Annotated in this window: 15 protein-coding genes; 10 read left to right on the top strand and 5 right to left on the bottom strand. The window is 47.9% G+C overall.

From position 1 onward, the window contains the following. The 6 genes from MTBPR1_RS15485 to MTBPR1_RS15460 all read left to right on the top strand — a co-directional run bounded on the left by MTBPR1_RS15485 (position 1) and on the right by MTBPR1_RS15460 (position 7,962). Complete coding sequence (locus MTBPR1_RS15485) at positions 1-1,743, top strand: hypothetical protein (protein ID WP_069189924.1); 1,743 nt, start codon at positions 1-3, stop codon at positions 1,741-1,743. Positions 1,744-1,746: 3 nt separating this feature from the next. Then, positions 1,747-2,670: a site-specific tyrosine recombinase XerD gene (gene xerD, locus MTBPR1_RS15480; protein WP_069189923.1), complete on the top strand. Its 924-nt coding sequence runs from the start codon at positions 1,747-1,749 to the stop codon at positions 2,668-2,670. Positions 2,671-2,826: 156 nt separating this feature from the next. Next, entirely contained in the window at positions 2,827-3,873 is a 1,047-nt protein-coding gene (locus tag MTBPR1_RS15475) for an HpcH/HpaI aldolase/citrate lyase family protein (RefSeq protein ID WP_069189922.1), read from the top strand. 146 nt (positions 3,874-4,019) lie between these two features. Then, on the top strand, positions 4,020-5,192 hold the full coding sequence (locus MTBPR1_RS15470) for a GGDEF domain-containing protein (RefSeq protein ID WP_083223148.1): 1,173 nt from the start codon (positions 4,020-4,022) through the stop codon (positions 5,190-5,192). A 132-nt stretch (positions 5,193-5,324) separates the two neighbouring features. Further along, on the top strand, positions 5,325-6,908 hold the full coding sequence (locus tag MTBPR1_RS15465; RefSeq protein WP_069189921.1) for a SulP family inorganic anion transporter: 1,584 nt from the start codon (positions 5,325-5,327) through the stop codon (positions 6,906-6,908). Between the two features lie 94 nt (positions 6,909-7,002). Then, positions 7,003-7,962 carry an acetyl-CoA carboxylase carboxyltransferase subunit alpha gene (locus MTBPR1_RS15460; protein WP_069189920.1) on the top strand — a complete coding sequence of 320 codons (960 nt, stop codon included), beginning with the start codon at positions 7,003-7,005 and terminating at the stop codon, positions 7,960-7,962. On the opposite strand, the gene MTBPR1_RS15455 is transcribed toward MTBPR1_RS15460, so the two are convergent. The 3 genes from MTBPR1_RS15455 to MTBPR1_RS15445 all read right to left on the bottom strand — a co-directional run bounded on the left by MTBPR1_RS15455 (position 7,959) and on the right by MTBPR1_RS15445 (position 10,126). Continuing rightward, positions 7,959-8,366 (bottom strand): hemerythrin domain-containing protein, encoded by a 408-nt coding sequence (locus MTBPR1_RS15455; protein ID WP_069189919.1) that lies wholly within the window; start codon positions 8,364-8,366, stop codon positions 7,959-7,961. The genes MTBPR1_RS15460 and MTBPR1_RS15455 overlap by 4 nt on opposite strands. A 29-nt stretch (positions 8,367-8,395) precedes the next feature. After that, entirely contained in the window at positions 8,396-9,448 is a 1,053-nt protein-coding gene (locus tag MTBPR1_RS15450) for a quinone-dependent dihydroorotate dehydrogenase (RefSeq protein WP_069189918.1), read from the bottom strand. A 75-nt stretch (positions 9,449-9,523) separates the two neighbouring features. Beyond that, on the bottom strand, positions 9,524-10,126 hold the full coding sequence (locus MTBPR1_RS15445; RefSeq protein WP_083223147.1) for a tetratricopeptide repeat protein: 603 nt from the start codon (positions 10,124-10,126) through the stop codon (positions 9,524-9,526). Between the two features lie 181 nt (positions 10,127-10,307). Between MTBPR1_RS15445 and MTBPR1_RS15440 the strand changes: the two genes are divergently transcribed. From MTBPR1_RS15440 to MTBPR1_RS15425, 4 genes are all read left to right on the top strand, one after another. After that, on the top strand, positions 10,308-10,973 hold the full coding sequence (locus tag MTBPR1_RS15440; protein WP_069189916.1) for a tetratricopeptide repeat protein: 666 nt from the start codon (positions 10,308-10,310) through the stop codon (positions 10,971-10,973). A 45-nt stretch (positions 10,974-11,018) separates the two neighbouring features. Further along, positions 11,019-12,338: a PQQ-like beta-propeller repeat protein gene (locus MTBPR1_RS15435; RefSeq protein ID WP_069189956.1), complete on the top strand. Its 1,320-nt coding sequence runs from the start codon at positions 11,019-11,021 to the stop codon at positions 12,336-12,338. A gap of 45 nt (positions 12,339-12,383) precedes the next feature. Continuing rightward, complete coding sequence (der, locus tag MTBPR1_RS15430) at positions 12,384-13,814, top strand: ribosome biogenesis GTPase Der (RefSeq protein WP_069189915.1); 1,431 nt, start codon at positions 12,384-12,386, stop codon at positions 13,812-13,814. Positions 13,815-13,899: 85 nt separating this feature from the next. Beyond that, positions 13,900-14,673, top strand: a complete 774-nt coding sequence (locus MTBPR1_RS15425) for a potassium channel family protein (protein ID WP_069189914.1) — start codon at positions 13,900-13,902, stop codon at positions 14,671-14,673. Positions 14,674-14,688: 15 nt separating this feature from the next. Here MTBPR1_RS15425 and MTBPR1_RS15420 read toward each other — a convergent pair whose 3' ends face one another. Both MTBPR1_RS15420 and MTBPR1_RS15415 read right to left on the bottom strand, forming a co-directional pair. Then, the gene (locus MTBPR1_RS15420; protein ID WP_069189913.1) at positions 14,689-15,864 is read right to left on the bottom strand and encodes a vWA domain-containing protein; all 1,176 of its coding nucleotides are present in this window, start codon (positions 15,862-15,864) and stop codon (positions 14,689-14,691) included. Positions 15,865-15,867: 3 nt separating this feature from the next. Beyond that, a complete protein-coding gene (locus MTBPR1_RS15415) occupies positions 15,868-16,710 on the bottom strand; it encodes an AAA family ATPase (RefSeq protein WP_069189912.1) in 843 nt (280 codons plus the stop codon). Positions 16,711-16,750: the final 40 nt, after the last annotated feature.

The raw sequence follows: 16,750 nt of genomic DNA, 5'->3' as shown, positions 1-16,750 counted from the left end.
ATGCGTTCATTTATTAAAGCCTCGCTCGCCGCCACGCTCCTTTTTGGATGTGCCAGCACCGTATATGCTCAAGACAACGCACCGCGCACCCTAGCCCCGCGCACGTTAAGCCCTGTGGGTCAAGCGCCAACGGTCGTGCCCTCTGTTACCCCCGTTCCGGTAAAAACCATTTCAGGCGGAATTAACGTACAGTCCCTTGATCAGGTGAATAAAGAAGCTTTGGGTGTGCTCAGCGGCAGTAAGGCTTTTGCCTCTACCATGTGGTCGGGGACCAATCGCCCGTTTGTGGAAAACCTGCTGGAAACATTGCCCGCGCGCCCCTCAGCGCCTTATTTGCGCATTTTACAGCGCCGCTTATTATTAAGTGCAGCCCAGCCGCCACAAGGGGTGAGCGCACAAAAATCGCTTTTATCCATTCGCGCAGCCAAGCTTGCGGAAATGGGCCAGACAAATGATGTGATTTCCCTCATCAAAAGTGCCCCACAAAATGAACGCAACAACGATCTTGCCATTTTAGAAACAGAAGCCCTGTTGCTAAATAACAAAATTTCAGACGCTTGCTCACTCGCCTCAAGTAATTTTTCAGCCAATCAAGATACTTTCTGGGTCAAGACCATGGCCTTTTGCCGCATGCTGGCAAAACAAAATGATCAAGCCATGTTGTCCTTATCCCTGTTACAAGACAGTGGCGATAATGATCCTGTCTATTACGACCTGATGAATTCCTTAAATGCAGGCGAGCGCGGCCATGTAAAAAGCCTGCCCGCCGCAAAACCGCTTGAGCTCGCCCTCATTAGCGCAAGCAAGGCGATTTTATCAAAAGAAGTCCGTGCCTCTGATGACCCGAACATGTTGAGCCTTCTCACCAAGGCCGGGGACATTTACGCCATTCAAAAAGCGGTTGAAGCAAATCTTGCCAGTGTTGATTTCCTGCGCGAAACCTTTAAGCGCATTAAATTTTCCGATAAAGAACTTGCCGATGCGCTTAGCTCTGCACAAAGCCTTGAGCCCTTAAAAGCCCAAGCCTTGCTCTATCAAGTCAGTGCCAAGCCTAATCAACTAGCTGTTATTCGCACAGAAACCATATCTCTTGCCCTTGATTTGGCAAAAAAGAACGGGACTTTCTTTAGCATTGCGCGTCTTTATCGCCCGATGATCTCTAATTTAGCACGCAGCATCGACCTTTTATGGTTTGCCCCCAAAGCCATGCGCGCCTTACTTGCCGCAGGGGATTGGGAGAGTGCAAAAGCGTGGTTTCTCATGCTAAGAAACGCCGCCTTTACTGATGTGCAAGCAGCTAAAAGCTGGACAGATGTACGCCCACTCGCTGTTTTTGCTGGTTTTGATGTGGCTCCCCAAGCGGTCAATCAAGCCCTTGCGGGTTGGTGGAAAGCCCAAGCCGAAACACCACAATCTTTTGCCCGTGCCAATCGCCTCTTTAGTGTGGCAGACGGCTTAGGCTTGGTCGTTTCTGACCAACTTTGGCTGTCTTTAATGCAAGGCCCGAAACTTGCCATGGGCCAAGCGCCAAAGGCCGGAATTTGGCTGAAGATGAATAAAGCTGCCATGGCAGGTCGCCTTGGCGAAACGGTTTTGCTCGCCCTTCATGGTTTAGGCCATGAAAAAACAGCCAATATGGATAGCAACTATCTGCGTGATGCGCTTTTTGCCCTGCGTTCTGTTGGGCTGGAGCGTGATGCCCGCGCGGTTGCGGTTGAAACGTCCTTGCAGGCTGGTTTCTAATTAATGAAATCCTCGCGTCACATCACTTCGTTTTTACAAATGATGTCGGTGGAACGAGGTGCGGCGCAAAACACGCTGGATAATTATCGCCGCGACCTTGAAAAGCTTGAAGCCTATCTGGTTAAAAAATCCCAACGCATAGAAACCGCGACGACCGAAGATTTACGCGGGTTTATCAAAGTCATTCATGACAGTGGCTATGCCCCGCGCACAGCCGCGCGCCGCCTTTCAGCCATGAAACAGTTTTTTAAGTTTATGTATGGCGAGCGCCTGCGCCAAGATGACCCAGCAGCCAGCCTTGATACGCCAAAGCTTGGGCGCACACTGCCCAAATTCCTCACCGAAGAAGAAGTCGATGAGCTGTTAAATGAGACTAAAAAGGACAATTCACCCAAAGGCCTGCGTCTTTCTGCCATGCTGGAAATTCTCTATGCTTGTGGCTTGCGCGTTTCTGAACTGGTCGGCTTGCCCCTTTCTGCCTTTACCCGCCAGACAGGAATGTTGATTGTCACAGGTAAAGGCAATAAAGAACGCATGGTGCCGCTGACCAAAGCCGCCATTGATGCGGTTGACCTTTATATACAAGAACGACATGAGTTCCTGCGCGAAGGCCAAGAAAGCACATGGCTCTTTCCATCACGCAGCGCCAAAGAAGGCCATGTTTCACGCGCGACTTTTGATAAAGAACTGCGCTCTATGGCCATTAAGGCAGGCATCACCAAAAAAGTTTCTCCCCACGTTATTCGCCATTCTTTTGCCAGCCATCTGCTGGACCGTGATGTGGATTTACGCAGCCTGCAACTGATGCTTGGTCATGCCGATATTTCCACCACCACCATCTATACCCATATGATTGGCGAGCGTGAAAAACAACTGGTGCTCAATAAGCACCCACTGGCGGCATTATTTAATCCCGATGATGAATAACAGCTCCGCTTCAAAGCCTTAGTTACCATAGTAACATTTGCAACTTCATTTTATCAAAAAACACTTGTGCGGTGCGTCTTCGCAATGCACAATCCTTTTCAGATTCGAGAGCTGCCTTTTATGGCTCCCTTTTAAGAACAATGGAAACGTTTAGATATGACCAAACCAGCTAAGAAGTTTTTTGAGCCCCTCGCCATTGGTGCACCTGAGCCTTATCGTGAAATTCCGGTGAAGCTGGAACGTATGGTTCACTTCTTCCCACCGCACATGGAAAAAATGCGCGCCAAAGTGCCGGACATGGTCAAAAAAGTAGACGTGATCCTTGGTAACCTTGAAGATGCCATTCCTATGGATGCCAAAGAAGAAGCCCGCGCTGGCTTCATCGAAGTGGCAACAAGCACAGATTTTGGCTCAACGTCTTTATGGACACGTGTGAACTGCCTGAACTCACCATGGTTCCTTGATGATGTGACAGAAATTGTTGCAGCCGCTGGTGATAAGCTCGACGTTTTGATGTTGCCAAAAGTGGAAGGTCCTTGGGACATTCACTATGTGGATCAACTTCTGGCTCAGCTTGAAGCCAAACATGGCGTTAAAAAGCCGATCATGATCCATGCTATTTTGGAAACAGCACTGGGTGTGGAACAGGTTTCTGAAATTGCGGCAGCAAGCCCACGTATGCACGGTATGAGCCTTGGCCCTGCTGATTTGGCGGCTTCACGCGGTATGAAAACAACACGCGTTGGCGGTGGTCATCCGTTCTACGGCGTTTTGGAAGATGCCACTGAAGAAGGCGCTGCACGTACTTTGTATCAACAAGATTTGTGGCACTTCACTGTTGCGAAAATGGTTGATGCCTGTCAGTCAAACGGCATTAAAGCCTTTTACGGTCCCTTTGGTGATTTCTCTGATAACGAGGCTTGTGAAGCACAGTTCCGTAATGCGTTCTTGCTTGGTTGTGTGGGCGCATGGTCGCTTCACCCTAAACAGATCGACATTGCGAAAAAAGTCTTCTCACCAGATGTTGAAGAAGCCAAATTCGCCATTCGCATTATCGAAGCCATGCCAGATGGCACAGGCGCTGTCATGATTGATGGTAAAATGCAGGATGATGCCACATGGAAACAAGCCAAGGTGATCGTTGACCTTGCCAAACAGGTTGCGGCAAAAGACCCTGACTTGGCAGAGGCTTACGGTCTTTAATCTGACCACTTCGTTTCTTTTAAAAGGCTCGAAAGTTTTACTTTCGGGCCTTTTGTTTGCCTTTTAATTGAAATCCAAAACAAACAGTGGTATTGCCAGTATCAATTAATATAAGAAACCACTAAAAAACGATAAGTTGGCGCGCTATGAATATGAACGAGCATAACCACACTCCCCCCTCATTTAGCCTGTCTGACTGGTTTGCCAGATACGGGGAATTGTTCCACCCGTTTTCCCATTCCACCCATATCCAGCGCCACCGTGCAAAAATCATCGCCAGCCGCGTCGGCCTGCTTTCACTGTTTTTTGCCATCACGGTCCCCCTGTGGAGCATTCTGGATTATTACGCCTTTCAATGGCCTTATTGGGGCTTGCTTGTTTTATTGCGCCTGTGTTCAGCGGTTATCTTCTTTTCTTTATATCGTTTACATAGCGCCTTTCGGGATATGCAAAATGCCTACCTGCTCTTGGGCGGCATGCTATCTATCCCACCGATCTTCTATCTGATTTCCCAACCCTTCTTGGTCAATCTTGAGCTTTCTGCACTGGGTAGTGTGCTTTCAAGCATCTACACTTTCCTGCCCTTTATTGTGGTTGCGGGCTTAAGCATCTTTCCGCTAACCGCGCTTGAAACCCTGCTTGCGGGTGTCTCTGTGCTTATTGTGGTGATCATTGGTGCTGCTCAACAGCCCGCCTTTGATTTGGCAAGCTTTATCAATGTCACTTGGTTGATGTTTGTGGTTCTTGGGGTCTCTGTCTTTTCAGGGATGAGCCAGCTGCATTATATGATCTCCTTGATCAATCAGGCTTCTAAAGATTCCCTCACAGGTGCTTATACACGGCGCTCAGGTGAAGAGTTTCTCGATCTTCAGTTTCGCATTTCATCGCGCACCCACACGCCTTTAACCCTGATGTTTATTGATATTGACCATTTTAAAGAGATTAATGACAACCATGGTCATGAACGCGGGGACCGTGCCTTAAAACAAATCTCAACCCAGCTTTTTAAATGCCTGCGTCGCAGTGACCAGCTGATCCGTTGGGGCGGTGAAGAATTCGTCATCATTTTGCCCAATACATCGTGTGAGCATATCACCACCGTTACTGAGCGCATCAGAGAACATAAATTTGGCGAAAGACCTGATGGCACCCCCATGACAGCCAGTATCGGCATTTGTGAGCTGCAAAAAGACAAATGTTTGGATTGGCTGGAAATGGTCGAAAAAGCGGATGAGCGTATGTATAAAGCCAAACAGTCTGGGCGAAACAAATCATACGGCCCCCAAACTGAGCAAAATATCGAAAATTTCATCGCTTAAGATCAGTAAAAACCAAAGCATGGGTTTAAAGGCGCTGAAAAATAACCATTTGCGGTTCAGCAAAATAATTGCTATGACCCGAAGAACTCTTTTTGCATTGCACAATAATATTAATTTATTGAGGTTCCCCCTATGTTTCAGCTTGTCTCCAAGGCATCCGCAAATGCGCGCGTGGATATCTTATCCGGTTTAACCGTCGCGCTTGCCCTTGTTCCAGAAGCTGTTGCATTCGCATTTGTTGCTGGTGTTCATCCCCTTGTTGGCCTTTATGCAGCCTTTATGGTTGGCCTCATCACGGCTGTTTTTGGCGGTCGTCCGGGTATGATCAGTGGTGCAACCGGCGCCTTGGCTGTTGTTATGGTTGCCCTTGTTGCCCAGCATGGGGTGGAATATCTCTTTGCAACCGTGGTGTTGATGGGTGTTTTACAGGTGATTGCCGGTGCGCTGCATCTGGGTAAATTCATCCGCCTTGTCCCTCATCCGGTTATGCTTGGCTTTGTCAACGGTTTGGCAATTGTGATCTTTTTGGCCCAGCTCGGTCAGTTTAAAGTTGAAGATATCACAGGCAACCTTGAATGGATGAGCGGAGAGCCCTTATACCTGATGCTTGGCCTTGTGGCTGTGACCATGGCTATCATTAAATATCTACCTAAATTCACAACCCTGATCCCCGCACCCCTAGCAGCCATTGCGGTGGTTTCTTTAGCAGTGATCTATGGCGGGCTTGATACGCGCACGGTTGGTGATATGGCAAGCATTGCAGGCGGTTTGCCTGAGTTCCATATTCCGGCTGTCCCGTTTAGTCTGGAAACGTTTTATATCATCCTGCCTTATGCAGTGATCCTTGCTGCTATCGGCCTGATTGAATCGCTTTTGACCCTTACCCTTGTGGCAGAACTTACCGAAACACATGGTCGTGCTTCTAAAGAATGTATCGCCCAAGGTGCAGCCAATGTTGCAACAGGCTTCTTTGGCGGCATGGGTGGTTGCGCTATGATCGGTCAATCCATGATCAATGTGAATTCAGGTGGTCGCGGGCGCTTGGCAGGTATTTCAGCCGCCTTGTTCTTGCTTTCCTTCATCCTGTTTGCCTCCTCCCTCATTGAACAAATTCCACTGGCTGCGCTGGTTGGTGTCATGTTCATGGTTGTGGTTGGCACGTTTGAATGGAGCTCACTGCGCATTTTAAACAAAATTCCACGCACGGATGCCTTTGTTCTCATTTTGGTATCCGGTGTCACCGTGATTAGTGATCTCGCGATTGCAGTTATTGTTGGGGTGATTGTTTCTGCCCTTGTCTTTGCCTGGAAAGCTGCCAAACGCGTTGATGTCACAACCAAGATTTTGCCCAATGGCTCTAAAGTCTATCAACTTCATGGTCCGCTGTTTTTTGGTTCCATCACCAGCTTTAAAGAGCTGTTTGACCCCAAAAATGACCCGGATGATGTGGTGATTGATTTCGTAGAATCGCGCGTGTGGGATCACTCCGGCCTTGAAGCCATTGATGCCTTGGCGGAACGTTACTTAAAAGCAGGCAAACAGCTGCATCTGCGCCACCTGAGCCCTGATTGTCAGGTTCTCTTGGAAAAAGCAGGTGATATGGTGGAAATCAACGTGATTGAAGACCCTTTATATGGCCTTGCCGTTGATTACCCGAGCGAAAAAGAACTCCCCATTAGCGATCATATTACACCGACAAAAGCAGCTGATACTTAAAAAGCTTGCATTCTCAAAGCCGCTGGCGCAAAAAGATGTCAGCGGCTTTAAAGTCGTTGTCTTTGCGAACAGTTAATTTGCACCTGAGGATTTTATGCATACGTATCTTGATTTTGAAAAACCGATTGCCGAATTAGAAGGTAAAATCAAGGAATTGCGCCATGTAAGCGCTTCCGGCGAGGAAATCAATATCGCTGAAGAAGTCAGCCGTTTGCAAAATAAAGCAGAAAAGCTTCTGCAAAACACTTATTCCAAGCTTACACCTTGGCAGAAAACGCAAGTTGCGCGCCATCCTGAGCGCCCTCATACATCTGATTATATTGAAAATCTGATTGAAGATTTCACCCCTTTGGCGGGCGATCGTCTTTATGCAGAAGATTGCGCCATCATTGGTGGCTTGGGCCGCTTTGAAGGTCATAGCGTTGTGGTCATGGGCCATGAAAAAGGCAACAGTACCGAAACCCGTGTAAAACATAATTTCGGCATGGCAAAGCCTGAGGGCTATCGCAAAGCCCAGCGCTTGATGGATATGGCAGAACGTTTCAACCTGCCGATTGTGACTTTTGTGGATACCGCAGGGGCCTTTCCCGGTGCGGATGCAGAAGAGCGCGGACAATCTGAAGCCATTGCTCGCTCAATTGAAAAATGCCTACAGGTTAAAGTGCCCTTTACCTCTATCGTTATTGGTGAAGGCGGTTCTGGCGGGGCCATTGCCATTGCCTGTGCCAATGATATCTACATGCTGGAACATTCCATCTATTCGGTGATCTCACCAGAAGGCTGCGCATCAATCTTGTGGCGTTCTAACGATTATACAGAATCTGCGGCAGATGCGCTTAACATCACCGCGCAAGACCTGCATCGTCTGGCTGTTATTGATGATGTCATTCCTGAGCCTCTTGGCGGGGCTCATCGCAGCTTGGATGATACCTTTGATGCGGTTCGCAAAGTTATTGATACATCCATTCGTGAACAGCTCACCCATGATGGTGGTGTTTTAAAAGCGCGCCGTCGCGAGAAGTTCCTCGCCATGGGTCGTGCAGGTGTTGCTTAATCGCAATTCACCAACTGGTCATAATGTTCGTAAATCACTTGCTCTTCACTCTTGATACGTTGTGTTAAGAGTGCAAGAAGCTCTGTGAAATCGGCCTCAAACTCTGCATGATCATTTACATTTTCGTATTTTGCAAAAAAAGCTAATGCTTTTTCTGTGACTTCCATGATGTCAGCTAAAAACAAATCCACTGTTTTACCAAGGTTTTCATCTGTTTTTGCAGCTTCAACCAGTACCGGGTAAAGCTCGGCATCTTCGCGCTGTAAATGCATCAACAAGCCGGACTTTGCCGCCATCAGCTGTTCTTTGCCCTCAGGCGTATTAACACCAAAGAGCATGACCTCGCTTAAGGTATGAGCGATATTAAGATGTTCGGCTTTTAAGATTCTAATGAGATTTGACATAGTTCTAATCTAGTTACTCTCGTCTCTTATCACAAGTCTGCACCAACAGCTTGTTTAATATTTTCAAAGCCATCGCGCTTAAGATGCTCAACCAAACCGCGGTTGATCTCACCAACCAGTTCCAACCCACCATAAACAAGGGCAGAATAGAGCTGCACGAGTGAAGCGCCTGCGCGAATTTTGGCATAGGCCTGATCTGCATTTGAAATACCGCCAACCCCGATTAAGGGGAAACGCCCATCAACCAGTTTGGCAATTTCTTTAAGCACTTGTGTGGAAGGTTCAAACAACGGCTGACCACTTAGGCCACCGCCTTCGCCTTTATCAGCACTTGTTAAACTCTCAGGACGCTCAATCGTGGTGTTGGAAACGATCATCCCGTCAATACCAGTTTGCAAAGCCACATCCACAATATCAGCCTTATCTTCATCTGTCAGGTCAGGCGCAACTTTTAACAATAACGGCGCTTTACCTTGGGGTACCGTTTCGTTTCTCGCAACCAAAACCGCATTGAGCAAAGCCGCCAGTTGATCCTTACTTTGCAAGGCACGCAGGCCCGGTGTGTTGGGTGATGACACATTCACCACAAGATAATCAGAAAGACCTGCCAAGGCTTTTGTCCCGGCAACATAATCAGCCGCGGCGTCTTCTTGGGTTTTATTTTTGCCAAGGTTCGCCCCGACAATCCCGTTTCGCGCACGTGATTTTAAGCGCGCAGCCACCGCCTCAAGCCCTTCATTATTAAAGCCCATGCGGTTGATGACAGCTTGGTCATCACTAAGGCGAAACAGGCGCGGTTGTGGGTTGCCCGGTTGGGCGATAGGTGTGACAGAGCCAATTTCAGTAAAGCCAAACCCTTGGCCTAAAATCGCATCTGGCACTTCTGCATTTTTATCAAAACCTGCAGCCAAGCCAACGGGATTTTTGAAATCCATTCCCCATAAGCTTTGGGCCAAGATAGGGTCTATCACGGCTGGTGTTTTTGGAAGAAGGCCGTTTTTTAACGCCGTAATGGCAAGCCCATGGGCCTTTTCAGGTGAGACCAAACGCAACAAAGGACCAGCTAAAGCATAAAGACCCATAACGACACTTCCTTTTTTATCAATACTTCCTTGGCGCGGACCTTATAGAAAACCACACCAAAGGGCAATTGCAACTTAGCGTTTGCGCCATTTATCCACACGTTTTTGCGCTTGTTCACGATCAAATCGGCTCATACGTTCATCCATCTCTGCAAGTGCAACTGTGGGGTCAAAACGCGGATCTTCTGCGCGCACCAATGCAGCGTTACGGTTTGACAGTAAAAACCATTTGTAAGCTTCGATAAAATTTTCACCGCGCTCCCAGCCATCACGATAAGCAATGCCTAAAAAATATTGCGCGCGTGCATCGCCTTTGGTTGCGGATTTGCGAAACCATTTCATCGCGGCTGGCAGGTTATTTTCAACACCTTGGCCATTCATATAAAGCTGGGCCAACTTATATTGTGCGCCAGCGTGCTGGCCTTTACTGGCTGCAACCCTGTACCATTTTTGCGCATTTAAAAAATCGGTGCGCTGCTTTTCATAATATATTCCCAGCTTATACTGGGCATCAGGATTGCCTTTTTTTGACTGGCTTTTCCAGTATTTGATCTTTTGTTGCTGGTCCATTTCCACTTCGGCCAGCAGGGCTGCTTCTTCCCAGTTTTTACCGACCACATAACCAATCACGGTTATGAGCGATAGCCCAAGGGCGAGCATGTACAAAAGTCGTTTCATCGGCTTTTTTCTTCTTCAAATTTATTTTAAAAGCATCTTTCTTGATGTTTTTATCAGCTTCTCCCTATTTTCGTCACAAAAAAACGATAAATAGCTGTTTGAAAGTGAAAGCGCGTTTGCATTGGCGGATGTGAAAAGCTATGTTATCGCAACGATTTTGAATTATTTAGGAATAAGTGCCGTGGCTGAAGAAGACGCTTCCGTAAGCAATCTTTTTAAAGAAATTGATGAAGAACTGCGCCAAGACAAAGCAACTCTGCTTTGGAAGCAATATGGTAACACGTTAATTGCGGCTATTGTCGCAGTGATCATTGCGGTTGGGGGCTATGAAGGCTGGAAAGCTTATGACCTTGATAACCGTCAGGTTCTTGGGGATCAATATGCCTCTGCCCTTGATCTGGCACGCAAAGATAATTTTGCCGATGCTTCTAAGGCCTTTCAAGAGCTAGCTGGTCAAGGTGGTCTGGGCTATGGCACATTGGCACGCCTGCAAGAAGCGGGACTTCTGGCACGCGAGAATAAATATCAAGAGGCATCAAACGCCTATTTCCTAATTGCGCAAAATGGCGAGATTGACCCGGTCTTTCGCGACATGGCCCTGATCTTGGGCGCGCTTAACGGCCTTGATGTTTTAGATGCTCAAGACATTATTCAACGCCTTGATCCACTTGTGGGTGGCACAAACCCGTGGCGCCACAGTGCAAAAGAAATTCAGGCTTATGCCCAAGCCAAAGCTGGCAATGGGGCAAAAGCAGCTGAGTTGATGAAAAATCTGGCTGAAGATGCAAGTGCGCCTCCCGGTGTGCGCCAACGCGCCAATGAATTTGCCCAAGCTTACGCAAACTAAAGATTTATGATGATGAACTTCATGAAACAGACGGAGACCCAAAAGATGATACGCCGTTTATTTATGGCTGGCCTGTGCGTCGTCTCTCTTAATGGATGTAGCGATATGTGGTTTGGCGAGATCGAAGCCCCGCCCCTACCGGGTGAGCGCATCTCTGTGCTGCTTCATGAGCGCAATATCAAACCGGACCCTGAGCTTGAAAATGAAGCTATTTTGCTGCCCCCACCGGCAACAAACCTGAGCTGGCCCCAAGCTGGTGGTTTTGCCAGCCATGCCATGCATCACATTGCCGTCGCGCCAAACATTGCTAAAGCCTGGCGCACATCAGTGGGTTCTGCCTCTGATGATTCAGAACGTATTGTGGCCCAACCGGTTGTGGCAGCAGGCAAAATCTTTACCGTAGATTCTGAAAACCTTGTAAGTGCTTTTAATGCAGAGACAGGGGAGAAGATTTGGGAGCTGGAGCTTACACCGGAACATGAAGATGACGGTCATATCACAGGTGGTCTTGCCTATGATAATGGTCGCCTTTATGTGGCAACGGGCTTTGCCCTGTTGTTTGGTATTGATGCAAATTCCGGTCAGACCCTTTGGGTCACAAAAACCGATGCGCCCATGCGCGCCGCCCCAACCGGGCGCGGCAATCGCGTTTTTGTAATTAACCTGAATAACGAACTGATTGCCTATGACGGTCGCACAGGTGAAAAACTGTGGAACCATAAAGGTATTTCTGAAACCGCCAGTATCCTTGGCGGGGCAAGCCCTGCTGTAGACCAAGGTGTTGTGGTTGCCGCCTTTTCATCAGGTGACATTGTTGCTTTGAAAGTTGAAAACGGTCAGGCCATTTGGACGGAAAGCCTGAGTGGCGCGCGCCGTGTTGATGCAATCTCCGCCCTTACTGCCATTCGTGGACGCCCCATTATTGATCGGGGTCGTGTTTATGCGATTTCCAACTCCGGTAGTTTCACAAGCATTGACTTAAAGACCGGACGGCGTTATTGGTCCAAAGAAATTTCCAGTCAGGAAACACCCTGGATTGCGGGTGACTATCTTTTTGTTGTCACACCAAACGCAGAATTGTTGTGCGTAAACCGGATGGATGGTCGCATTCATTGGGTCACTACACTGCCGCGTTGGGAAGACCCGGAAGAGCGCAAAGGTAACCTGACTTGGAGTACACCGATTTTAGTATCTGATCGACTGATTGTTGCGGGTAGTAACGAGGAAGCTTATTCCTTCTCTCCTTACACGGGTGAAATCTTGGGTCGTGTAGAAATGCCGGACAAGATCATTGTGCCACCACTGGCAGCCAATGGCTCTTTGTTCTTCCTATCAGACGGTGCAGATTTGGTTGCATACCGCTAACCCGCTTTTTTGCAGGTTAAAAAACGAAGTTTAGGATTTAATGTCATGCCCTTTACCGTGGCAATTGTTGGTCGCCCCAATGTGGGGAAATCGACCCTGTTTAACCGTCTTGTCGGCAAGAAGCTGGCTATTGTTGATGATACCCCCGGTGTCACACGCGATCGCCGCGAAGGAACAGGGCGCATTGGTGATCTGGACTTTAAGGTCATTGATACAGCAGGCCTTGAAGAAGCCTTTGATGATTCCCTTGAAGCACGCATGCGTGAACAGACCGAGCTTGCCCTTGATGAAGCGGATATGACCCTCTTCATGATTGATGCACGTGCAGGGGTGACCCCGCTTGATGAGCATTTCGCTGATTGGCTGCGCGAGCGCAATAAAGACGTGGTGCTGCTTGCCAATAAATGTGAGGGCAACAAGGCGGATAATGGCATTTACGAAGCTTACGGCCTTGGCCTTGGCGACCCCTATCCATTTTCAGCTGAACATGGCGTAGGCATGAGCAATGTCTATGATGCGCTTCAGCCAGCCTATGACAAATGGTGTGAAGATAATGCTGAACTTCTTGAAGAAGAAAAGCTTCTCGCCCAAGTCCAAACACGTACCATCATCACCGAAGATGGGGAAGAAATCGAAGAACAGGATTTCTCAAAATCACCTTTGCAAGTTGCCATTGTTGGACGCCCAAATGTGGGTAAATCCACCCTGATCAACCAATTGCTGGGCACTGAGCGCCTGCTCACCGGGCCAGAAGCCGGGATCACGCGCGATTCCATCGCCCTTGATTATGAAGTTGACGGGCGCAAGATCAAGCTGATCGATACAGCAGGTATGCGCCGTCGCACCAAAGTAAATGAAAAGGTTGAAACATTATCAGCGGCCGATTCTCGCCGTGCTATTCGTTTTGCCCAGATCGTCTGTCTGGTTTTGGATTCTAACGTCATGCTGGAAAAGCAGGACTTGGTCATTGCCAAAGAAACCATTGATGAAGGCCGCGCGCTTGTTATTGTTTGTAACAAGTGGGATGACGTTAAAAATCGCAAGGAAGTACTGCAAAAACTATCTGACCGTATGGAAACCTCCATGCCACAGGTGCGCGGTATTCCGGTGATTACGCTATCGGCTAAAACGGGTAAAGGTACCGATCGTCTCTTTCCGGCGATCTTTGATCTTTATGAAAGCTGGAATGCACGGGTGCCAACAGGCCAACTTAACCGCTGGCTTGAACAAATGACAGAGATGCACCCGCCGCCTTTGTCTTCAGGTCGTCGCTTGCGCCTGCGCTATATGACACAAGCCAAAACGCGCCCGCCGACGTTTGTGATTTTTGCCAATAAACCGGGGGACCTTCCCGGCTCGTATCTGCGTTATCTTTCAAATAGTATCCGTGAGGATTTTGATATTCAAGGCGTGCCGATCCGGGTGATGTTGCGCAAAGGCGATAACCCTTATGAGCATAAAAAGAAAAAACGCTAAGACGTTTTAACAAGAACCCCGCACTTGATGCGGGGTTACTTATTTTGATATTGTTTTTCAATCTAAATAGGGAAACAGTGCGCACATGGAAAAGTTCCGTCAAAAATTACGTGACCTACATTATGGTGATTCAAAAACATCGCTGTATTTTCGTTATGCGTTGCTAACCTTTGATGTGGTGACCATCAGCTTTTTCATTGTCGCTTCCATGATTGAGCATAATGAGACTTTCCTGATCATAGATTACGCCATCGCGGTTGTTCTCATTATTGATTATTTCGCCCGTATGCTGGCAGCTAATCGGCCTTTGCGCTTTATATTTAAGCCCATGAATTTGGCTGATCTGGTGGTTATCGGCACCCTGCTTGCCCCCTTATGGATTGAGAATTTCGCTTTTTTACGGGTCGTGCGGGCTTTACGTTTATTGCGCTCTTATCACGTCCTTAAAGACTTCAGGGATCAGTTCAGCTTCTTTCGTGAGCATGAACAGGTTTTGATGAGCATCCTAAACCTGATGGTCTTCATCTTCTTTGTTACAGCCCTTGTCTATGTGTTTGAAGTTGAGCAAAACGAGCAAATTAATACCTATATTGATGCGCTCTATTTCACCGTCACCACACTCACAACAACAGGCTTTGGCGATATCACGCTTGAAGGTTCCATGGGGCGTATGCTCAGTGTGATCATTATGGTCTTTGGCATTTCCCTGTTCTTGCGCCTTGTGCAGACCATCTTTCGCCCTTCAAAAGTTAACTACACCTGCCCTACCTGTGGCCTGATGCGCCATGAACCCGATGCGGTCCATTGCAAACATTGCGGCGTAATTCTCAACATCAAAAACGCCGGTGATGTCGTATAAAATCAATTTAAGAGCTTACTTATTAAGTTCCTGAATGGCGCGATCAATACCATCAAGGGTCAAGCCGAACATACGATCACTCATCAATTGTTTGATCATCTGGATAGACATGGTATGGCGCCACCAGTTTTGTGGCACAGGGTTGATCCAGACCGCATGGGGGTAGACTTCCAACACACGTTCCATCCACACAGCCCCAGCTTCTTCATTCCAATATTCCACCGCCCCACCGGGGTAACTGATTTCATACGGGCTCATGGAGGCATCACCCACAAAGATGACCTTATAATCACTGGGGTAGGTATGAAGCACATCCCACAATGGGATCACATCATTATGGCGGCGTTTATTGTCTTTCCACACCCCTTCATAGATGCAGTTATGGAAATAGAAATATTCAAGATGCTTAAATTCTGAACGGCACGCTGAAAACATCTCTTCACAGACTTTGATATGGTCATCCATGGACCCGCCCACATCAAAGAACAATAAGACCTTCACCGCATTATGGCGCTCTGCCACCATCTTGATATCTAAAAACCCCTTATGGGCGGTTGATTTAATGGTGTCATCCAGATCAAGCTGGGTCTGTGCACCAGACCTTGCAAATTTCCGCAGGCGACGCAGCGCCACCTTGATATTGCGCGTGCCCAGCTCCACCTGATCATCAAGATTTTTAAACTCGCGCTTATCCCAGACCTTAACCGCACGGCGATTGCGCGATTCTTTTTGTCCAATGCGAATGCCTTCAGGATTATAGCCATAAGCGCCAAACGGCGACGTCCCTGCCGTCCCAATCCATTTACTGCCGCCTTGATGGCGTTTTTTCTGTTCTTCCAGACGTTTTTTCAACGTCTCCATCAATTTATCCCAACCGCCAAGGGACTCAATCTGCGCCTTTTCCTCATCACTAAGCAAACGCTCAGCCATCTTGCGCAGCCATTCTTCAGGGATTTCTTGGGTTTCCCCACCTTCAGCAGGCTCCAATCCTTTAAACACATGACCAAAGACGCGATCAAATTTATCCAGATGGCGCTCATCCTTAATCAGGGCAGAGCGGGCCAGATAATAAAAATCATCCAGTGCATATTCAGCCACGCCCTTATCCATGGCCTCCATCAATAAAAGATATTCTTTTAAGGAGACCGGAACATTGGCTTGTTTGAGTTCAAAGAAAAGGTTGAGAAACATGCGCTAGCCGTCCCGACGCGCCATGAAAGCCAGACGTTCAAAAAGATGGATATCCTGCTCATTCTTTAACAAGGCTCCATGCAGGGGTGGAATGGCTTTTTTATTATCGTTATCACGCAAAGCTTCAGGCGGGATATCTTCCACCATCAAGAGCTTGATCCAGTCCAACAGCTCAGATGTGGATGGTTTTTTCTTCAGGCCCGGCACATCGCGCAAGTCATAAAAAGCATTTAGGGCTTCACTCACCAAGCGTTTTTGCAAGCCCGGATAATGCACCTCAACAATCTCAGCCATGGTGTCCTTATCAGGAAAACGAATGTAATGGAAAAAACAGCGACGCAAGAAGGCATCGGGCAGTTCTTTTTCATTATTAGACGTAATCACAATGATCGGGCGGTTCTTGGCCTTGATGGTTTCCTTTGTCTCATAGACATGAAACTTCATACGGTCCAGTTCCAACAACAGATCATTTGGAAATTCAATATCGGCCTTATCAATCTCATCGATTAATAAAACAGGGCGCTCTTCACTTTCAAAAGCCTCCCACATTTTACCACGCACGATATAGTTTGCGATATCATGCACGCGCTCATCCCCCAACTGAGAATCGCGCAAGCGTGACACCGCATCATATTCATAAAGGCCCTGTTGTGCCTTGGTAGTGGATTTCACGTGCCACTCAATCATCGGCGCATTTAAGGCTTTTGAAATCTCATGGGCGAGGACGGTTTTACCTGTTCCGGGCTCCCCTTTTACCAAAAGCGGGCGTTCCAGATTAATCGCGGCATTCACCGCAACACGAAGGTCATCTGTGGCGACATAATTGTCAGTGCCTGTAAAGCTCATTTATAAACCTGTTAGCTGATCGAACGATTTGTCCCTAAGG

Source organism: Candidatus Terasakiella magnetica, assembly GCF_900093605.1.
Classification (GTDB): Bacteria; Pseudomonadota; Alphaproteobacteria; order Rhodospirillales; family Terasakiellaceae; genus Terasakiella; species Terasakiella magnetica.
Note: the sequence above shows the minus strand (reverse complement) of the source record. Positions and strands in the feature narration are given on the sequence as shown.